Below are 17,059 nucleotides of genomic sequence, written 5' to 3'. Positions count from 1 at the left end.
GCATGAACACCAAGCTTCATGCCATCTGCGACAGCCAGGGACGACCGCTCGATTTGTTCATCACCGCTGGACAGGTGAGCGACCATACCGGCGCGCGGGCGCTTCTCGGTAGCCTGCCAAACGTCAAATGGCTGCTCGGAGATCGCGGCCATGACGCCGGCTGGTTCAAAAAAGCGTTTAAAGACAAAGGCATACATGCCTGCATACCCGGTCGGAAGCAACGCAAGACGCCGATCAAGTACGACAAGCGTCGCTACAAGCGGAAAAATCGTATCGAGATCATGTTCGGCAGGCTCAAGGATTGGCGACCCGCCATGACCGATGCCCCGTAGTCTTCCTATCGGCCATCGCCCTCGCCGCGACCGTAATCTATTGGTTATGAATCCTGACACTAGAGCAGCGCTTTTTCAAACACGCCACATTGTAGAAATGTCCTGTCGCGCAATGCGTTACAGGACATTTCTTTCATACCAACCGTCTGGCAGGTTGTATCACCCGGCAAAGCCGTTCCTACGTGAACTGAAGCCCCCTGGCTTTCAGCCTGCAGAGGCGCTTTCCTTCTTCTGATCGGCATGGATCAGAAGCGGCTTGGCCGATGCGTTGTCGACGGCGTCCTCGTTGACCACGACTTCCTCGACACTTTCCATGCCCGGCAATTCGAACATGGTATCCAGAAGGATATCTTCCATGATCGAGCGCAGCCCGCGCGCACCGGTCTTGCGGTCGATGGCGCGTTTTGCAATCGCCGTCAGCGCGTCATCGGTGAAGGTCAGCTGAACACCCTCGAGGTCGAACAGGCGCTGATATTGCTTGACCAAGGCATTCTTCGGCTTGGTCAGGATGATGATCAGGGCTTCCTCGTCCAGATCGGTCAGGGTTGCGATCACCGGCAGTCGTCCGACGAATTCCGGAATAAGACCGAATTTCAGCAGATCCTCGGGCTCCAGTTCCTTGAACAACTCGCCAACACCGCGGTCATCGTTTTCCTTCACCTCGGCACCAAAGCCCATCGAGGTGCCCTTGTTGCGCTGCGCGATGATCCGGTCCAGACCGGCAAAGGCGCCACCGCAGATAAACAGGATGTTCGTGGTATCGACCTGCAGGAATTCCTGCTGCGGGTGCTTGCGGCCGCCCTGCGGCGGGACGCTGGCCACGGTGCCTTCCATGATCTTCAACAGGGCCTGCTGAACCCCCTCGCCCGACACGTCGCGGGTGATCGAGGGGTTGTCGGACTTGCGCGTGATCTTGTCGACCTCGTCGATATAGACGATGCCGCGCTGCGCACGTTCGACATTGTATTCGCTGGCTTGCAGCAGCTTGAGGATGATGTTCTCGACATCCTCGCCGACATAACCTGCCTCGGTCAGCGTGGTCGCATCGGCCATCGTGAAGGGCACATCCAGAATGCGCGCCAGCGTCTGCGCCAGCAATGTCTTGCCGCAGCCCGTCGGGCCAATCAGCAGAATATTCGACTTCGCAAGCTCGATATCCGATTTGGACGCGTGATTCAGGCGTTTGTAGTGGTTGTGCACGGCCACCGACAGAACCCGCTTGGCATGTTCCTGTCCGATCACGTAATCATCCAGAACCTGGCAGATCTCTTTCGGGGTGGGCACGCCCTCCCCCGATTTCAGGCCGGTGGATTTCGTTTCCTCGCGGATGATGTCCATGCACAGTTCGACGCATTCATCGCAGATGAACACGGTCGGTCCTGCAATCAGCTTGCGGACCTCGTGCTGGCTCTTGCCGCAAAAGCTGCAATAGAGCGTGTTCTTGCTGTCGCCGGACTGGTTCGCCATCGCCCATTTCCTTCACTCGAACGGTGCGGCCGCACCGCCGACGGATGCGGGACTTTCCCCGCATCGCCGTAAATCCCTTTCGGCGAAGGAGCTTTGCCCCGCGCCGAAAACACGTTCGCCCATGTTAGGGGTGACGCAACTCCGTCACAATCCCAAACCGTGCTATTTCTTGTCAGCCTCGGCTTTGCCGCGCGGGGCCACCACTTCGTCGATCAGACCCCAGTCTTTGGCCTCTTCGGGCGACATGAAACGGTCGCGTTCCAGTGCCTCTTCAACCTCGGAAAGGGTTTTTCCGGTGTGTTTTACGTAAATTTCGTTCAACCGGCGCTTCAGCTTTTCGGTTTCGCGGGCATGGATCAGGATGTCGGTCGCCTGTCCCTGATATCCGCCCGACGGCTGATGCACCATCACGCGGCTGTTGGGCAGCGAATAACGCAGGCCCGGCTCACCCGCGGCCAGCAGCAGCGAACCCATCGAGGCCGCCTGCCCCACCACCAGAGTGGAGACCTTGGGCCGGATATACTGCATCGTGTCGTAGATCGACAGGCCAGAGGTCACGACCCCGCCGGGGCTGTTGATATACATGCTGATATCCTTGGACGGGTTTTCCGCCTCGAGAAACAACAACTGCGCACAGATCAGGGTCGACATGCCGTCATGGACCGGCCCCGACACGAAAATGATCCGTTCCTTCAGCAGGCGCGAAAAGATGTCATAGGCACGTTCCCCGCGCGAGGTCTGTTCGACCACCATGGGAACGAGGGTGTTCATGTAGAATTCTGCCGGATCGCTCATCTTATGTCCTTGCCTGTTATCCCTGTCCCCGCGATTCTCCGGGCCGTATGACCCTGTCGTAGCCGCGAAAGGTTGACAGAGTCTTAGTAACGGGCAAGGACAGCCGCAAGGGATGGAACGAAATTCGATTGATTGAACGGACCAAGGGGCGCGCATGAAACTGATCGTCGGACTGGGAAATCCGGGGCCAAAATACGCAGCCAACCGTCACAATATCGGCTTCATGGCCCTTGATCGCCTTGCCGATGATCACGGATTTGGCCCCTGGAAGTCGCGTTTTCAAGGGCTGATCAATGAAGGCAGGCTGGGCGAGACGCGCGTGGCGCTGCTGAAGCCGCAGACTTTCATGAACCTGTCGGGCCAGTCCGTCGGCGAGGCGATGCGCTATCTGAAGCTGACACCCGATGACGTGATCGTGCTGCATGACGAACTGGACCTTGCGCCGGGGAAATGTCGCGTCAAGAAGGGTGGCGGTCACGCGGGGCATAACGGGCTGCGCTCGATCCATCAGCATATCGGCGCGGAATATCACCGGGTGCGACTGGGTATCGGGCACCCCGGTCACAAGGACCGCGTGGCGGCATATGTGCTGGCCGATTTCGCCAAGGCCGAACAGGGTTGGCTGGATGACCTGACGCGCGGCATTTCCGATGGGGCGGCGGCGCTGGCGGCCGGGGATGGCGGTCGTTTTCAAAATGCCGTGGCCAACCGCACGGCACCCGCGCGCAACAAGGGCCGCCCCGATCAGCCCGCCCCCGACCTGAAGCCGACCCAACCCAAGCCGAAGCCGGTCCCCGAACCCGCGCCCGAACCGCAAAGTTTTGCCGATCGGCTGCGCGCCCTTGGCGATCGCTTCAAATGAGCGATCTGGTCCGCGCCGCCTTTCACGATCAGGCACAGTCCTGCCGCGCATTGGGCTCGGACCTGACAGCGGCCATCTGCGAGACGATCGCCGACAAGCTGCGACCCGATCACGGCGCGGTGGCCGCACGGGTCCTGACATGGCCGGGCGATCCCAGTTCGCGCAGGGATTCGGTTCCGCTGCGGCTGTGTGGGGCGCTGCACGCGCTGGTGCTGTCGGGCAAGGCACCGGACCTGGCTGCGGCCTATGGCGACCGTCGCGCCGATGCGCGGGCCATTCTGGATACACTGCGCGGGCATGAAGGTTTCATCCTGCACTGGTTGGACAGCCCGCCCCAAACCAACGAGGTCGCACGATCCGCAGCCCTTATCGCCGCCGCGCGGTTCCTGTCGGCCCTGCATCCCCTGCCCCTCCACGCGCTGGAACTGGGCGCATCTGCCGGGTTGAACCTGAATTTCGGCCGGTATCACCTGCTGCCCGAAAGCGACACCAGCGGCGTGATTCTGCGCCCTGAATGGCAGGGCGACCTGCCGCGCCACCCGTTTTCGGTTGCAGATTGCCGGGGCGTGGACCTGCGCCCGATGGATGCGGTTGCCGATCCGCTGCGTCTGCTGGCCTATTGCTGGGCCGATCAGACGGACCGCCTGGCACGCCTGCGCGCGGCACTGACGGTTGCGGCGGTGCATCCCCCGCATGTCGATGAAGGGGACGCCGCAGCCTGGTTGCAGAACCGGCTGGCGCAGCCGAATGACGGGATGACCTTCGTCTATCACACGATTGCCTGGCAGTATTTTCCCGACCCCACGCAGCAGGCTTGCGAGGCCGCGTTGCAAAGCGCCGGGGCGCGGGCCACGCCTGACCGCCCCTTGGCCCATTTCGGAATGGAGGCAGATGGCGAAACGCCCGGCGCGGGCCTGCATCTGCGCCTGTGGGACGGGGCTTTCCGCGAATGGCGACTGGGCCGCGCGGATTTTCACGGTCGCTGGATCGACTGGCAGCCCCGCGCAATGTGATCGCAGGCCGCTTGGCCTGCGCCGCCAACCCCGCTAGCCTGAACCCCAAAGGAGGCGCAGATGGAGCCATCACTGAACGTCCTGGGCGGGCCGCTGATGCCCTGTTCGACCACCCCGTTGACCGGGTTCTACCGTGACGGCTGCTGCAATACCGGCCCTGAAGATCGCGGCAGCCATACGGTCTGCGTGATCGTCACGTCCGAGTTTCTGGCGATGTCGAAATATCTGGGCAATGACTTGTCGACCCCGCGCCCCGAATTCCGCTTTGACGGGCTGAAACCCGGCGATCGCTGGTGCCTGTGCGCGGCACGATTCCTGCAAGCAGCACAGGAATTCGCCGCCCCCCGCGTCGTGTTGGAGGCGACCCATGCCCGCGCCCTCGACATCGTTCCGCTGGATCTGCTTCATGCCCATGCCGCTGATCCTCAGACATAGCCTGTTCGCGATCTGTGCCGCGCTGCCAGCGGCGGTCTGGGCCGACTTGCCGATCCGCGAGGATGACCGCGACCGGATCGCACATTTCGATGCAAGCTTCGGCCACGCCATACATCAGGCGCTGAGCGGCGGCGAACCAGCCGACATCGCGGATCTGACGGGCGCAATGCGGGGGCTTCCGCTTCCGTCGCCGCAGGGGTTGCAGGCGCTTTCCGGCGACTGGTCGTGCCAGATGATGAAGCTAGGCGGGAACCTGCCTCTTGTGGTCTATCAGACCTTCTCGTGTCGCATTTCAGGAACGCGCTTCACCAAGCTGACCGGATCCCAGCGCAGCACGGGGACCCTGCATCAGGATGGCGACCGGCTGATCTATCTTGGAACGGCCTATATCGCCGGCGACACCGCGCCCGATTACGCCGACCTGCCCGACCTTGTTGACCCGCATGCCACGCCGCAGCGGGTTCCCGATGTCGGTCTGGTCGAGGTGATCTCGCCCAGTCGGGCGCGGATCATGTTCCCCGATCCGCATCTGGAATCGGACCTGAATTTGCTTTACCTGACCCGCTGACAAAAAAAGGACCGGCTGAGCCGGTCCTTTTCCTAATTGTCGCGTCGCAGTGCAGCCGTGGTGGATCAGCTGTTGCTGTCGGATTCGCCACCTTCGGAACCGCCGTCGGACTCACCGCCCGACCCGCCATCCGAGCCACCGTCTGAGTCGCCTTCAGCACCGCCGTCCGAGCCGCTGTCCGACCCGTCCGACCCGCTGTCGGCATCACCGCTGGCACCATCCGTGTCGCTGTCAGCGCCCTCGGTGCCGTCGGTCTCGCCCGCCGTGCCTTCATCCCCCGTCATGCCGTCGTCATCCGACATGCCATCATCGGTCGTATCCGACATATCGTCGCCAGAAGCGCCGTCATCTGCCATACCGTCATCGGCCGCGCCGTCGCCGGGTGCATCGTCACCGGTGATGCCATCGTCTGCCGCGACCCCGCCGGTCGCCGCGGGCATCTTGTCATTCGCGGAACTTCCTTCGCCCGGCTGGCGCAGCTCTTCACCATTCACCGAAACAAGGCTGCCATTCGCCACGCTATAGACCAGTTCGATCGGCTGACCGGCACGCTGCGCGGTCACCGTCATATACGGCCCCTGGCGCAGGATATAGATGTCGCTGAACCCTTGCGAAATCAGGGTTTCGGCCACGGCTTCGTCGTTTTCCCATTGTTCCAGAATGGGATAGCTGCCCTCGGCCACGATACCGACCGAGGATTGCGTCGTCAGACCGGATTCGGGCACGATCACGGCATCGCCTTCAGCCTCGACCACCGCACCTTGCGGGGTTTCGGTCACGGTGGCCTGCGCCAGCGCCGTGCCGCCCATCAGCAGTGAGATCGCGGCAAGCTTGCCGCCCGTATTGATGCTTTTCAGCGTCTGCTTGAACATTTCATATCTCCAGAATTGGATCTGGCGACATAACAAACGGGCCGCGCGGCTGGTTTCACCGCGCGGCCCGATCAGCGGGATTTCGCCCCTTTTCAGGTCTGGATATCAAAGCCCAGATGTTTGGCGACGGTAAAGATATCCTTGTCGCCCCGCCCGCACATGTTCATCACGATGATGTGGTCCTTGGGCAGTTCAGGCGCGATCTTGGCGACATGGGCCAGCGCATGCGACGGTTCCAGCGCCGGGATGATGCCTTCGGTCTGACAGCACAGCGTGAAGGCCGCCAGCGCCTCGCTGTCGGTGATGCTGACATATTCGGCGCGGCCCTGATCCTTCAGCCAGGCGTGTTCAGGCCCGATCCCCGGATAGTCCAGACCCGCGCTGATCGAGTGGCCTTCCAGGATCTGGCCGTCCTGATCCTGCAACAGATAGGTGCGGTTGCCATGCAGAACGCCCGCGCGACCACCCGACAGGCTTGCGCAATGCTCCATCCGGTCATCGACGCCCTTGCCGCCGGCCTCGACCCCGATGATGCGCACTGATGGATCGTCCAAGAACGGGTGGAACAGGCCCATCGCGTTCGAGCCACCGCCGATCGCGGCGATGATCGTATCGGGCAGACGGCCTTCGCGTTCCAGCAGTTGTTCGCGGGTTTCGCGACCGATGATCGATTGGAAATCGCGCACCATGGCGGGATAGGGATGCGGACCGGCCACCGTCCCGATGCAGTAGAACGTGTCGCGGACATTGGTCACCCAGTCGCGCAGCGCATCGTTCATCGCGTCCTTCAGCGTGCCGCGACCGCTGGTCACGGGCACCACCTCGGCACCCAGCAGGCGCATGCGGAACACGTTCGGGGCCTGTCTTTCGACGTCATGGGCCCCCATATAGACCACGCATTTCAGGCCGAAACGCGCACAAACCGTGGCCGTCGCCACGCCGTGCTGACCTGCGCCGGTCTCGGCGATGATGCGCGACTTGCCCATGCGCCGGGCCAGCAGGATCTGCCCCAGCACATTGTTGATCTTGTGGCTGCCGGTGTGATTCAGCTCATCGCGCTTGAGATAGATCTTGGCGCCCCCAAGATGTTCGGTCAGACGCTCGGCCGAATAAAGCGCGCTGGGACGGCCGACATAATGTTTCCACAGATCGTCCATCTCGGCCCAGAATCCGGGATCGGTCTTGGCCTTTTCGTATTCCGCCTGAAGATCCAGGATCAGGGGCATCAGGGTTTCGCTGACAAAGCGCCCGCCATAGATGCCGAACCGACCCTGTTCGTCGGGGCCGTTGCGGAAGCTGTTCACCAGATCATCGGCCATGGTTTCGCCTTCACGGTTGGAATGGGTATTTAGGACAAAGAAGAAGCCTAGAGGGGCTTCTTATAGCCGATATGGCTGGGGGTGAAGCCCAAGCGGTTATAGAAACGATGCGCGTCGCCGCGGCTTTTGTTGGTGGTGAACTGCATCAGCGTGCACCCATGATCGCGGGCACGGGCTTCGGCATCGCGGATCAGCGCCTCGCCGATCCCTTGGCCGCGATGGTCGCCATGGACGCGCACCCCCTCGATCTGGGCACGGCGTGCACCTGACAACGACAGCCCCGCGATAAAGGAGATCTGGTAGCAGCCGATAATGTCTCCGTCCTGTTCCGCCACGATCAGGTGATTGTTGCCTTCCTGCTGCATGGCGTCAAAGGCCGCGAGATAGTGATCGGCTGTGCCGGTTTCGCGACCGGCGCCCAGCATGTCATCGGCCAGAAGCGCGACGACCGCGGCGATATCGGCGCGAGTGGCGGCGCGGAACCGCAGGGTCATGCCGCGGCCCGGACGAAGGCGCGGATGAGATCGGGATCCTTGGTCCCAGGGGCCGATTCGACGCCCGAGCTGACATCGACGCCCGGTGCGCCGGTCAGGCGAATGGCCTGAGCCACGTTGTCGGGGTTGAGGCCGCCGGCCAGAAGCCAAGGCTTGAGAAAGCGGCGGCCGACCAGTAGGCGCCAGTCGAAGGCAAGGCCGTTTCCGCCGGGCAGTTCGGCGTCGCGTGGCGGCTTGGCATCAACCAGAAGCATATCCGCCGTCAGACCGTAATCCCAGATCTGATCCAGATCGGCGGAACTGGCAATGCCCATCGCCTTCATGACCGGCAGCCCGAAACGCGTCTTTACCTGCGCCACACGGTCCGGCGTTTCCTTGCCATGCAGCTGAATCATGTCCAGTGGGACGGTCGCGAGCGTTTGATCCAGAAGCGCGTCATCCGGGTCGACGAACAACCCCACGCGCATCACCCCGGTTGGCACATGGCCCGCCAGATCGCGGGCCTGATCCACGCTGACGGCACGCGGCGATTTTGGGAAGAATACGAAGCCGGTATATTGTGCGCCCGCCCCGACCGCTGCGGCGATATCCTGCGGCGTTTTCAGCCCGCAGATCTTGACCTGTGCCATCGAGATCAGCGTGTGACGGGCAGCGAGGTGCCGGCGACCGGGGTCGCGCCCGCGGGCTTTCCCTTGGGTGCGTCCACGATGGCCAGAACCTCGTCGCGCGGATTGGCGTGCTGACGACGCAATTGGCCGACCTCGCCTTCCAGCTTGGCGGCCTGAGCGCGATGGCTGCGCGCCTCGCGGCGGTACTGCGCTTCACGAAGGTATTCCCAGATCAGACCAGCCAGCATGCCGAACGCGACCGCAAGGAAAATCACCAGGAACAGCGGCAGTTCTACCGACCAGCGGCCGCCAATGAAGGCGCCTGCATCGGCAGGAAACAGGCTGAGCGTCACGGATTGCCGATTGGCCAATGCGATACCGATCAGGATCAGCGCCAGAGCCACCACAAAAACCATTCGAATAAAGCGCATCCGGTATCCCCTTGCTGACACGACGCCGCGCCGCAAGCGGCGCGTTTCGACCCTTGTAAGGCGATCAGGCGTTGCCGTTCAACCGGTCGCGCAGCAGTTTCCCGGTCTTGAAGAAGGGGACGTGCTTTTCATCGACATCGACCGATTCACCGGTACGCGGATTTCGTCCGGTGCGCGCGTCACGTTTCTTGACGGAAAATGCGCCGAAACCGCGCAGCTCGACCCGGTCGCCCCGGGCCATGGCATCAATGATCTCTTCGAAAACCGTGTTCACGATACGCTCGACATCGCGTCGGAACAGGTGAGGGTTCTCTTCCGCGATCAGATGAATCAGTTCGGACCGGATCATCGCCTCTCCCCTGTGAGTGCTTCATGTCGTGCCGCGTCGGATTTGAACGGCAACGCAGAAACAACGTTTTGGTTTCATAGGGATGCCAGCTTTAAGGCCATCGCGCAAGCCTTCTGCCGCGCGACTCAGCCCTTGGTTGCGGGCGCTGCGCAATCTGGTGGCAGCCGCATGTGAAAAGGCCCTGCCCCCGATCTGGCGGGGACAGGGCCGTATTCGGACCAAGTCGATCGACTTAGTTGCGGTTCAGAGCGGCACCCAGGATGTCACCCAGCGACGCGCCCGAATCCGAGCTGCCATACTGTTCGATGGCGTCTTTTTCTTCGGCGATCTCGCGTGCCTTGATCGACAGGCCCAGACGGCGGGTCTTGGTGTCGATATTGGTGACGCGCGCATCGACCTTGTCGCCGACCTGGAAACGCTCGGGGCGCTGGTCCTGACGGTCGCGGGCCAGATCCGAACGGCGGATGAACGACTTGACGCCGTTATATTCCACCTCGACGCCGCCGTCCTCGATGGCGGTGACTTCGACGGTCACGACCGAGCCACGCTTCACGCCGTCAACGGCTTCGGCCATGTGCTCGTTTTCCAGGGCCTTGATCGACAGCGAGATACGCTCTTTCTCGACATCCACGTCCTGAACGACGGCCTTGACGACGTCACCCTTGCGGAAGTCCTGGATCGCGTCTTCGCCGCGGGTGTCCCAGCTGATGTCCGACAGATGGACCATGCCGTCGATATCGCCTTCGAGGCCGACGAACAGACCGAATTCGGTGATGTTCTTGACTTCGCCTTCGATGACGGTGCCCGACGGGTGGGTTTCGGCAAAGACTTCCCACGGGTTGCGCATGGTCTGCTTCAGACCCAGCGACACGCGGCGCTTGGATTCGTCGATTTCCAGGACCATGACCTCAACCTCTTGCGAGGTGGACACGATCTTGCCCGGATGGACGTTCTTCTTGGTCCAGCTCATTTCCGAAACGTGGACCAGACCTTCGACACCGGCTTCCAGTTCGACGAACGCACCGTAATCGGTGATGTTCGTGACGCGGCCCTGATGGACCGAACCGATCGGGAATTTCGATGCGACGGTATCCCACGGATCGGCCTGAAGCTGCTTCATGCCCAGGCTGATGCGGTGGCTGTCCTTGTTGATCTTGATGACCTGAACCTCGACCGTCTCGCCGATCGACAGGATCTCGGACGGGTGGTTCACGCGACGCCATGCCATGTCGGTGACGTGCAGCAGGCCGTCAACACCGCCCAGATCGACGAAGGCGCCGTATTCGGTGATGTTCTTGACGACGCCCTTGACGGTCTGGCCTTCCGACAGGTTGGCGATGACCTCGGCGCGCTGTTCGGCGCGGCTTTCTTCCAGGATGGCGCGGCGCGAGACAACGATGTTGCCACGGCGGCGGTCCATTTTCAGGATCTGGAACGGCTGCTTCAGACCCATCAGCGGGCCGGCGTCGCGCACGGGGCGCACGTCAACCTGCGAACCGGGCAGGAACGCAACAGCGCCGCCCAGATCGACGGTGAAGCCGCCTTTGACGCGGCCGAAGATGGCGCCTTCGACGCGCTCTTCATCGGCATAGGCTTTTTCCAGGCGATCCCAGGCTTCTTCGCGGCGGGCTTTCTCGCGCGAGATGCTGGCTTCGCCGCGGGCGTTCTCGACGCGGTCCAGATAGACCTCGACTTCGTCGCCGACGGCCAGCTGGGCGTCTTCACCGGGATTTGCGAATTCTTTCAGATCGACGCGGCCTTCCATCTTGTAGCCGACGTCGATGATGGCCTGACCTGCCTCGATGGCGATCACACGGCCTTTGACAACGCTGCCTTCGTTGGGCGTGTCAATGTCGAGGCTTTCATTCAGGAGGGCCTCGAATTCCTCCATGGTCGCTTTAGCGCACATGTATGTTCAGTTTCCTTTACGTCTGTTTGACTGGCCTGACGGTTGGCTCCGCCGGTCTGTATGGTGCCCTTCTGGAACGACAAAAGGTCGTGGCAAGATGCCCGACCCGTTTCAAAAGCGGCCTGTTATGGCCATGTCGCCCGATTGACTGGGGCCGATATAAGCCCGTGCGGGGCGAAACTCAACGAGAAAGTGAAAGCCCGCTCCGATATGTCCGAACGGAAATAACGCTTGAACCTGGCGCGCCGAAGGGCTGATATGGGGCGATTTCTGCGACGGGGAACATCCATGCGCCTTCTTGCCCGCCTGCTTGCGGCGACCCTGGCCCTTGGCCCGGCCCCCGCACTGGCCGATGACGTTCTGGTCTTTGCCGCGGCCTCGCTGCGAACGGCGCTGGACCGGATCGCCGCGGATTACAGCCGGCAAAGCGGCGATCGCGTCACGATATCCTATGCCGGGTCGGGCCAGCTGGCGCGTCAGATCATGGCCGGTGCGCCGGCGGGCCTGTTCATATCCGCCAATCCGGAATGGATGGATCAGGTAGAGGACGCGGGCCGCATCGCGCCTGACAGCCGCCGCGACCTGCTGGGCAACACACTGGTGCTGATCGCCCACCAGCAGGATGCATCGGTGCCGCTGGGGCAGACCGATCTGTTGGCGCGGCTGGACGGGGGCAAGCTGGCGATGGGCCTGGTTGAGGCCGTGCCCGCCGGACAATATGGCAAGACCGCGCTGGAACATCTGGGTCTTTGGGACGAACTGGCGCCGCATGTCGCACAGGCCGACAATGTCCGCGCCGCGCTGGCATTGGTGGCGACCGGCGCTGCGCCCTATGGCATCGTCTACGCAACCGATGCGGCAGCCGAACCCGCTGTCAGCATCGCCGCCCGGTTTCCCGCAAAAAGCCATCCGCCGATCACCTATCCCGTCGCGCTGATGTCCGACGCGGCACCCGCGGATCGCGCCTTCTATGAGGCGCTGTTTCAGGACGATGCCCGCGGCAGGTTTGCGGCTGCGGGTTTCGTTCCGCTGGACTAGGCGATGTGGGGACTTGATCCAGCGGCCTGGCAGGCGGTGATCCTGTCGCTGAAAGTATCGGCCGTGGCGATGCTGGCCAGCCTGCCCCTTGGCATCCTGACGGCCTATGCGCTGGCCCGCTGGCGGTTTCCCGGACATGGGCTGTTGAACGGGCTGGTGCATCTGCCGCTGGTCCTGCCACCGGTCGTCACCGGCTATCTGCTGTTGCTGGCATTCGGCACGCAGGGGCCGGTCGGCGCCTTTCTGGAACAGTTAGGCCTCGTTTTCGCCTTTCGCTGGACCGGCGCGGCGCTGGCCGCCGCGATCATGTGCTTTCCGCTGATGGTGCGCGCGATCCGCCTGTCGATCGAGGCCGTGGACCCGAAACTGGAACAGGCCGCCGCCACGCTTGGTGCGCCGCGTCTGCGGGTGTTTCTGACCGTGACCCTGCCGCTGATCCTGCCGGGCATCCTTGCGGGCATGGTACTGGCCTTTGCCAAGGCCATGGGCGAGTTCGGCGCTACCATCACCTTCGTTTCGAACATCCCCGGCCAGACCCAGACCCTGCCCTCGGCCATCTATGCCTTCCTGCAGGTTCCGGGGGCCGAGCCGCAGGCCGCGCGGCTGGTGCTGATTGCTGTCGCCGTCGCGATGGGTGCGCTGATCCTGTCGGAATGGCTGTCGCGGGCGATCGCGCGGCGCGTGGCGGGGGCATGATGCTGGACGTCGCGATCCGCCACCGGCTGCCGGATTTCGAACTGGACGCCCGGTTTCAGGCCCCGGCGGGGGTGACCGCGCTGTTCGGTAAGTCGGGGGCGGGCAAGACCACCGTGGTCAGTACCATCGCCGGGCTGATGCGCCCCGATCACGCGCGGATCAGCGTCGATGGCACCACGCTGATTGACAGTGAAACGGGCGTGAACCTGCCGCCGCATCGACGCGGCATCGGCTATGTCTTTCAAGAGGCCCGGCTGTTTCCGCATCTGAATGTCCGCGCGAACCTGCTGTACGGGCGCAGGCTGTCGCGCCGATCCGGTCCCCCGCCCCGGCAGATCATCCAGATGCTGGGGATCGAACATCTTCTGCACCGCCGCCCCGCCGCCCTGTCCGGGGGCGAAAAAAGCCGCGTCGCGATTGGCAGGGCAATCCTGTCGAACCCGCGCCTTCTGGTGATGGATGAACCGCTGGCCGCGCTGGACCAGGCCCGCAAGGACGAGATCATGCCCTATCTGGAGCGGCTGCGCGATCAGATCGGCTTGCCGATCCTGTATGTCAGCCACGCCCTGCCCGAGGTCGCGCGTCTGGCCACCACCATCGTGCTGATCGACAACGGGCGCGTCGCGGCGGCGGGACCGGCGGGCGAGATCCTGTGCGATCCCCGACACGCGCCGCTGCTGGGATCGCGGCAGATGGGGGCGATCCTGACCGCGCGGCTCAGCGCGCAGGATGCCGATGGGCTATCGCGGCTGGATTGCGCGACGGGGCCGATCTGGGTGCCCCGCGTCGCGGCGGAAACGGGCAGGACGATGCGCCTGCGGATCATGGCGCATGACGTGATGCTGTCGCTGACACCGCCACAGGGGATATCGGCGCTGAACGTGCTGCCGGCCCGGATCGTGGAACTGCACGAGGATCAGGATGGGGTTCTGGTGCAACTGGACACTGGCGGCCAAGGACTGCTGGCGCGGGTCACGGCACGCTCGGCTGCGGCATTGGCGCTGCGGCCGGGATTGCAGGTTCACGCGATCCTGAAGGCCGTGTCGGTCACGGCCGCCAATATCGGCGGGGCAGGCTAACCCATCTGCTGCCACCGCCCGCCCGTGCGGGTGAAGCGCAATATCTGCGGCGCCTGAAAGCGCAGTTCCGGCATCGGGCAAATATGACGCTCGATCAGCAAGTCATCGCCCGCGACCTGCAACACCGACACTTCGTTCTGCAAATCCGTCGGGCGCGCGCACAGCGCGGTCCCCGCCTGTATCTGCAAAATGCCGGGATGCCCCATCGTCAACAGATCCTGCACCGCCCACAGATGCAGATGGCCCGACAGAACGATCTGTGCGCCCGCATCCTCGAACCGGCGCAGGGCTTGCGGCGCACGTCGCGCCAGATCCTTGTCGACCTGCGGCAGTTGCTGCAACGGATGATGCAGGGCGACGATGTTCATCGACAGCGGATCCAGCCCGCCGATGACCCGCCCGATCTGCCCTTCGCGGATCACCCCCTTCTGCCAGGAAAACGGATCGACGCTGTTGACCGCCTGCACGCGGACCCGCCCCACCTGCCGCACCGGGGCCAGCTCGCTGTCGATGGCCTGACGATACCCGGTCCAGGGCGTCAGAAACCGGATCGGCACATTATACAGTGGCACATCGTGATTGCCGGGGGTCGAGATCACGGGCGCATTGATGCGCGACAGGAAGTCGCGCGCCTGACGGAACTGGCCGGGGCGTCCGCGGTGGGTCAGATCGCCGGTCACCACCACCAGATCGGCCTGCGCCCGGTTCACGACATCCAGCAGCGGCCCCACCAGTCCCTGCCGGTGATAACCGAAATGCAGGTCGGACAGATGCACGATCCGCGTCATTGTCGCCCCTGCTGCGCCGCGGGCAGCAGGACCTTCAAGCCGCCGCGCAGCACGCGCAGCCGGAACGGACTGTCCATGACGGTCTTTTCACCGTCATGCGCGACCAGTTGGTGCTTGCGCGTGGTGATCGTCAGGCTGTCGGCCTCGATCAGGTCGAAATCGCTGTCCTTGGCCGAAAACCCGAAAGCCAGCCGCAGGGCCGAACGCAGCAGCGGCAGCGGCTGCCTTGCCTTGGCGATCAGCACCGCGAATTTTCCCTGCCGCACGGCCCTGGCCCCATCCAGCCCGAAACATTCCAGCTGATAGGCGCTGCGCGCGGCGAACAGCAACGCGGTGGTGAAATCGCGATCCTGCCCTTCGAAATGGGCCGTCAGATGCATCGGGCGGCGCAGACGCCGCAGCGCCACCAGCACCGACCAATAGGCCGCGATCCGCGACCGGCCCCAACGGCGATAGATGCTTTCGCGGGTCTTCAGGATATGCGGATAGGCCCCAAGCGAGATATTGTTCAGAAATACCAGATCGTTGATCTGCCCGACATCGATCCGCGCGACACGCGCATCGGTCAGGGTCCGCAGGGCAGCATCCAGATCCTCGCCCACGCCCAGATCGCGGGCGAAATAGTTGAAGGTTCCGCCCGGCAGCAGCGCCATGATCGCATCGCTGCCCGCAAGAACGCCCGCAACCGCCGACAGCGTGCCGTCGCCGCCCGCCGCCCCGATCACGTCATAGCCTTCGGCCAGCGCATCACGGGTCGCCTGCGCGATGTCGTCCCCCCGGCCCAGACGGCGCAGGCGAAACCGGGCGGCGACAGGCCGCAACGCATCCTCGACCCGGCGGTCAAAGGCATCGGGGTCCTTATCCCCCGATCCCGGATTCATGATGACGCAGACGCGATGCTGCGAAAGGTCGAAAGGGGCAAAACTGTCCATCAGGCGGGGTCCGGCTTTGGGTTTCGCGCCTCAACCCGCCCGACCCCGGCCCGGTTTCACAAAAGTCGCGCGGCCTGTTGAACCGACGGGTCAAGCCCCGCGCCGCCCGCCGCGACATAATCCTGCAACTGGCTGCGCATCCGCGGCTCCCAGAAGTCGCGCAGATGGTCGGCGATACGCTCGTCGGCGTTCCCCGGCTGGGTCTTGAAGAACGAGGCGATCTGGTTCGCCATCATGACCATCTTCTCAGGCGACATCGGAAACCTCATCTGTCAGTCGATATGGGTGGGTGAACAGGTCGAACCCTTCGCCCCGCGCAAAGGCGGCAAGGGTCACGCCCGCGCCCTCGGCCAGTCGCAGCGCATGGGCCGTGGGGGCCGAAACCGCGATCAGCACCGCCCCGCCCGCCAGCGCGCATTTCTGGACCATCTCGACCGAAACGCGACTGGTCAGCACAAAGGCACCCTGCCCCGTATCGATCCCCGCCAGCGCCATGGCGCCTATCAGCTTGTCCAGCGCGTTGTGACGGCCCACATCCTCGCGGGCCAGAACAACACCCCGGCCGGGCATCAGGAAACCCGCCGCGTGAACCGCACGGCTTTGGTCATGCAGGGGCTGCCAGTCGCGCAGGCTGTCGGTGGCGGCGGCAATCTGCGCGGCGTCCAGCACCGGCCCCGCGCCCGACAGGTCGGGCAGCGGACGCACCGCCTGATCCAGACTGTCGATGCCGCACAGACCACAGCCCACCGGCCCGGCAAGCGTGCGGCGACGGGCGGCCAAAGCCTCGGCCCGGTCCTCGGCCAGCCAGATCCGCGCCTCGACGCCGCGATCATGGGCGATCACATCGCAGGACGCGATCTGGCCGGGATGTTCGACGATCCCTTCGGTCAACGAGAACCCCAGCGCGAATTCCCGAATATCGGCCGGGGTCGCCATCATCACGGCATGGGTGGTGCCGTCATAGACCATGGCGACGGGCGTTTCCTCGGGGATGATGCGCTGCACGGGCGTGCGGCTGCCCGCACGCACATGCAGCGCCTGCGCCTTGGTCAGCGGATCGGGCAGGTCCATG

General features: G+C 63.6%; 20 protein-coding genes and 1 pseudogene. 8 read left to right on the top strand and 13 right to left on the bottom strand.

Going from position 1 to position 17,059, the window contains the following annotated elements; translation table 11 throughout:
* A pseudogene (locus BMX67_RS15625) lies at positions 1 to 382 on the top strand (transposase); the annotation flags it as partial.
* 154 nt (positions 383 to 536) lie between these two features.
* On the opposite strand, the gene clpX reads toward BMX67_RS15625, so the two are convergent.
* A complete protein-coding gene (clpX, locus tag BMX67_RS15620; RefSeq protein ID WP_090737006.1) occupies positions 537 to 1,799 on the bottom strand; it encodes an ATP-dependent Clp protease ATP-binding subunit ClpX in 1,263 nt (420 codons plus the stop codon).
* Between the two features lie 162 nt (positions 1,800 to 1,961).
* Positions 1,962 to 2,594 (bottom strand): ATP-dependent Clp protease proteolytic subunit, encoded by a 633-nt coding sequence (locus BMX67_RS15615; protein WP_090737003.1) that lies wholly within the window; start codon positions 2,592 to 2,594, stop codon positions 1,962 to 1,964.
* 154 nt (positions 2,595 to 2,748) lie between these two features.
* Between BMX67_RS15615 and pth the strand changes: the two genes are divergently transcribed.
* From pth to BMX67_RS15595, 4 genes are read left to right on the top strand one after another with little or no spacing between them, the layout of a single operon-like run.
* Positions 2,749 to 3,456 carry an aminoacyl-tRNA hydrolase gene (gene pth, locus BMX67_RS15610; protein WP_090737001.1) on the top strand — a complete coding sequence of 236 codons (708 nt, stop codon included), beginning with the start codon at positions 2,749 to 2,751 and terminating at the stop codon, positions 3,454 to 3,456.
* Entirely contained in the window at positions 3,453 to 4,469 is a 1,017-nt protein-coding gene (locus tag BMX67_RS15605; protein ID WP_090736999.1) for a DUF2332 domain-containing protein, read from the top strand. The genes pth and BMX67_RS15605 overlap by 4 nt, the downstream gene beginning before the upstream one ends.
* A gap of 60 nt (positions 4,470 to 4,529) precedes the next feature.
* The gene (locus BMX67_RS15600; protein WP_090736997.1) at positions 4,530 to 4,904 is read left to right on the top strand and encodes a DUF2237 family protein; all 375 of its coding nucleotides are present in this window, start codon (positions 4,530 to 4,532) and stop codon (positions 4,902 to 4,904) included.
* Complete coding sequence (locus tag BMX67_RS15595; protein WP_175479937.1) at positions 4,876 to 5,472, top strand: DUF4893 domain-containing protein; 597 nt, start codon at positions 4,876 to 4,878, stop codon at positions 5,470 to 5,472. Before BMX67_RS15600 ends, BMX67_RS15595 begins: the two co-directional genes overlap by 29 nt.
* A gap of 65 nt (positions 5,473 to 5,537) precedes the next feature.
* On the opposite strand, the gene BMX67_RS15590 is transcribed toward BMX67_RS15595, so the two are convergent.
* The 7 genes from BMX67_RS15590 to rpsA all read right to left on the bottom strand — a co-directional run bounded on the left by BMX67_RS15590 (position 5,538) and on the right by rpsA (position 11,454).
* A complete protein-coding gene (locus BMX67_RS15590) occupies positions 5,538 to 6,344 on the bottom strand; it encodes a hypothetical protein (RefSeq protein WP_090736993.1) in 807 nt (268 codons plus the stop codon).
* 92 nt (positions 6,345 to 6,436) lie between these two features.
* Positions 6,437 to 7,663 (bottom strand): tryptophan synthase subunit beta, encoded by a 1,227-nt coding sequence (gene trpB / locus BMX67_RS15585; protein ID WP_090736991.1) that lies wholly within the window; start codon positions 7,661 to 7,663, stop codon positions 6,437 to 6,439.
* Between the two features lie 47 nt (positions 7,664 to 7,710).
* Positions 7,711 to 8,157: a GNAT family N-acetyltransferase gene (locus BMX67_RS15580; protein ID WP_090736989.1), complete on the bottom strand. Its 447-nt coding sequence runs from the start codon at positions 8,155 to 8,157 to the stop codon at positions 7,711 to 7,713.
* Positions 8,154 to 8,786, bottom strand: a complete 633-nt coding sequence (locus BMX67_RS15575; protein ID WP_090736987.1) for a phosphoribosylanthranilate isomerase — start codon at positions 8,784 to 8,786, stop codon at positions 8,154 to 8,156. Before BMX67_RS15575 ends, BMX67_RS15580 begins: the two co-directional genes overlap by 4 nt.
* Positions 8,787 to 8,791: 5 nt before the next feature.
* On the bottom strand, positions 8,792 to 9,196 hold the full coding sequence (locus BMX67_RS15570) for a LapA family protein (protein ID WP_090736985.1): 405 nt from the start codon (positions 9,194 to 9,196) through the stop codon (positions 8,792 to 8,794).
* 64 nt (positions 9,197 to 9,260) lie between these two features.
* Positions 9,261 to 9,545: an integration host factor subunit beta gene (gene ihfB, locus BMX67_RS15565; RefSeq protein ID WP_090736984.1), complete on the bottom strand. Its 285-nt coding sequence runs from the start codon at positions 9,543 to 9,545 to the stop codon at positions 9,261 to 9,263.
* A 232-nt stretch (positions 9,546 to 9,777) separates the two neighbouring features.
* Entirely contained in the window at positions 9,778 to 11,454 is a 1,677-nt protein-coding gene (rpsA, locus tag BMX67_RS15560; RefSeq protein ID WP_090736982.1) for a 30S ribosomal protein S1, read from the bottom strand.
* Between the two features lie 288 nt (positions 11,455 to 11,742).
* On the opposite strand from rpsA, the gene modA reads away from it, so the two are divergent.
* From modA to modC, 3 genes are read left to right on the top strand one after another with little or no spacing between them, the layout of a single operon-like run.
* Complete coding sequence (gene modA / locus BMX67_RS15555; RefSeq protein WP_090736980.1) at positions 11,743 to 12,492, top strand: molybdate ABC transporter substrate-binding protein; 750 nt, start codon at positions 11,743 to 11,745, stop codon at positions 12,490 to 12,492.
* A 3-nt stretch (positions 12,493 to 12,495) separates the two neighbouring features.
* Positions 12,496 to 13,188, top strand: a complete 693-nt coding sequence (modB, locus tag BMX67_RS15550; protein ID WP_090736978.1) for a molybdate ABC transporter permease subunit — start codon at positions 12,496 to 12,498, stop codon at positions 13,186 to 13,188.
* Complete coding sequence (modC, locus tag BMX67_RS15545; RefSeq protein ID WP_090737019.1) at positions 13,185 to 14,267, top strand: molybdenum ABC transporter ATP-binding protein; 1,083 nt, start codon at positions 13,185 to 13,187, stop codon at positions 14,265 to 14,267. The genes modB and modC overlap by 4 nt, the downstream gene beginning before the upstream one ends.
* On the opposite strand, the gene BMX67_RS15540 is transcribed toward modC, so the two are convergent.
* The 4 genes from BMX67_RS15540 to fdhD are packed head-to-tail and all read right to left on the bottom strand — an operon-like array spanning position 14,264 to position 17,058.
* A complete protein-coding gene (locus BMX67_RS15540; protein ID WP_090736976.1) occupies positions 14,264 to 15,055 on the bottom strand; it encodes a metallophosphoesterase family protein in 792 nt (263 codons plus the stop codon). The two genes, modC and BMX67_RS15540, sit on opposite strands and share 4 nt — an antisense overlap.
* Complete coding sequence (locus BMX67_RS15535; RefSeq protein ID WP_090736972.1) at positions 15,052 to 15,987, bottom strand: diacylglycerol/lipid kinase family protein; 936 nt, start codon at positions 15,985 to 15,987, stop codon at positions 15,052 to 15,054. Before BMX67_RS15535 ends, BMX67_RS15540 begins: the two co-directional genes overlap by 4 nt.
* A 56-nt stretch (positions 15,988 to 16,043) precedes the next feature.
* Positions 16,044 to 16,244 carry a formate dehydrogenase subunit delta gene (locus tag BMX67_RS15530; protein WP_090736970.1) on the bottom strand — a complete coding sequence of 67 codons (201 nt, stop codon included), beginning with the start codon at positions 16,242 to 16,244 and terminating at the stop codon, positions 16,044 to 16,046.
* The gene (fdhD, locus tag BMX67_RS15525; protein WP_090736968.1) at positions 16,234 to 17,058 is read right to left on the bottom strand and encodes a formate dehydrogenase accessory sulfurtransferase FdhD; all 825 of its coding nucleotides are present in this window, start codon (positions 17,056 to 17,058) and stop codon (positions 16,234 to 16,236) included. The genes BMX67_RS15530 and fdhD overlap by 11 nt, the downstream gene beginning before the upstream one ends.
* Position 17,059 lies beyond the last annotated feature (1 nt).

This window comes from Paracoccus homiensis, assembly GCF_900111675.1.
GTDB lineage: Bacteria > Pseudomonadota > Alphaproteobacteria > Rhodobacterales > Rhodobacteraceae > Paracoccus > Paracoccus homiensis.
The sequence above is the reverse complement of the archived record's forward strand: the minus strand, read 5'-3'. Positions and strand labels throughout refer to the sequence as shown.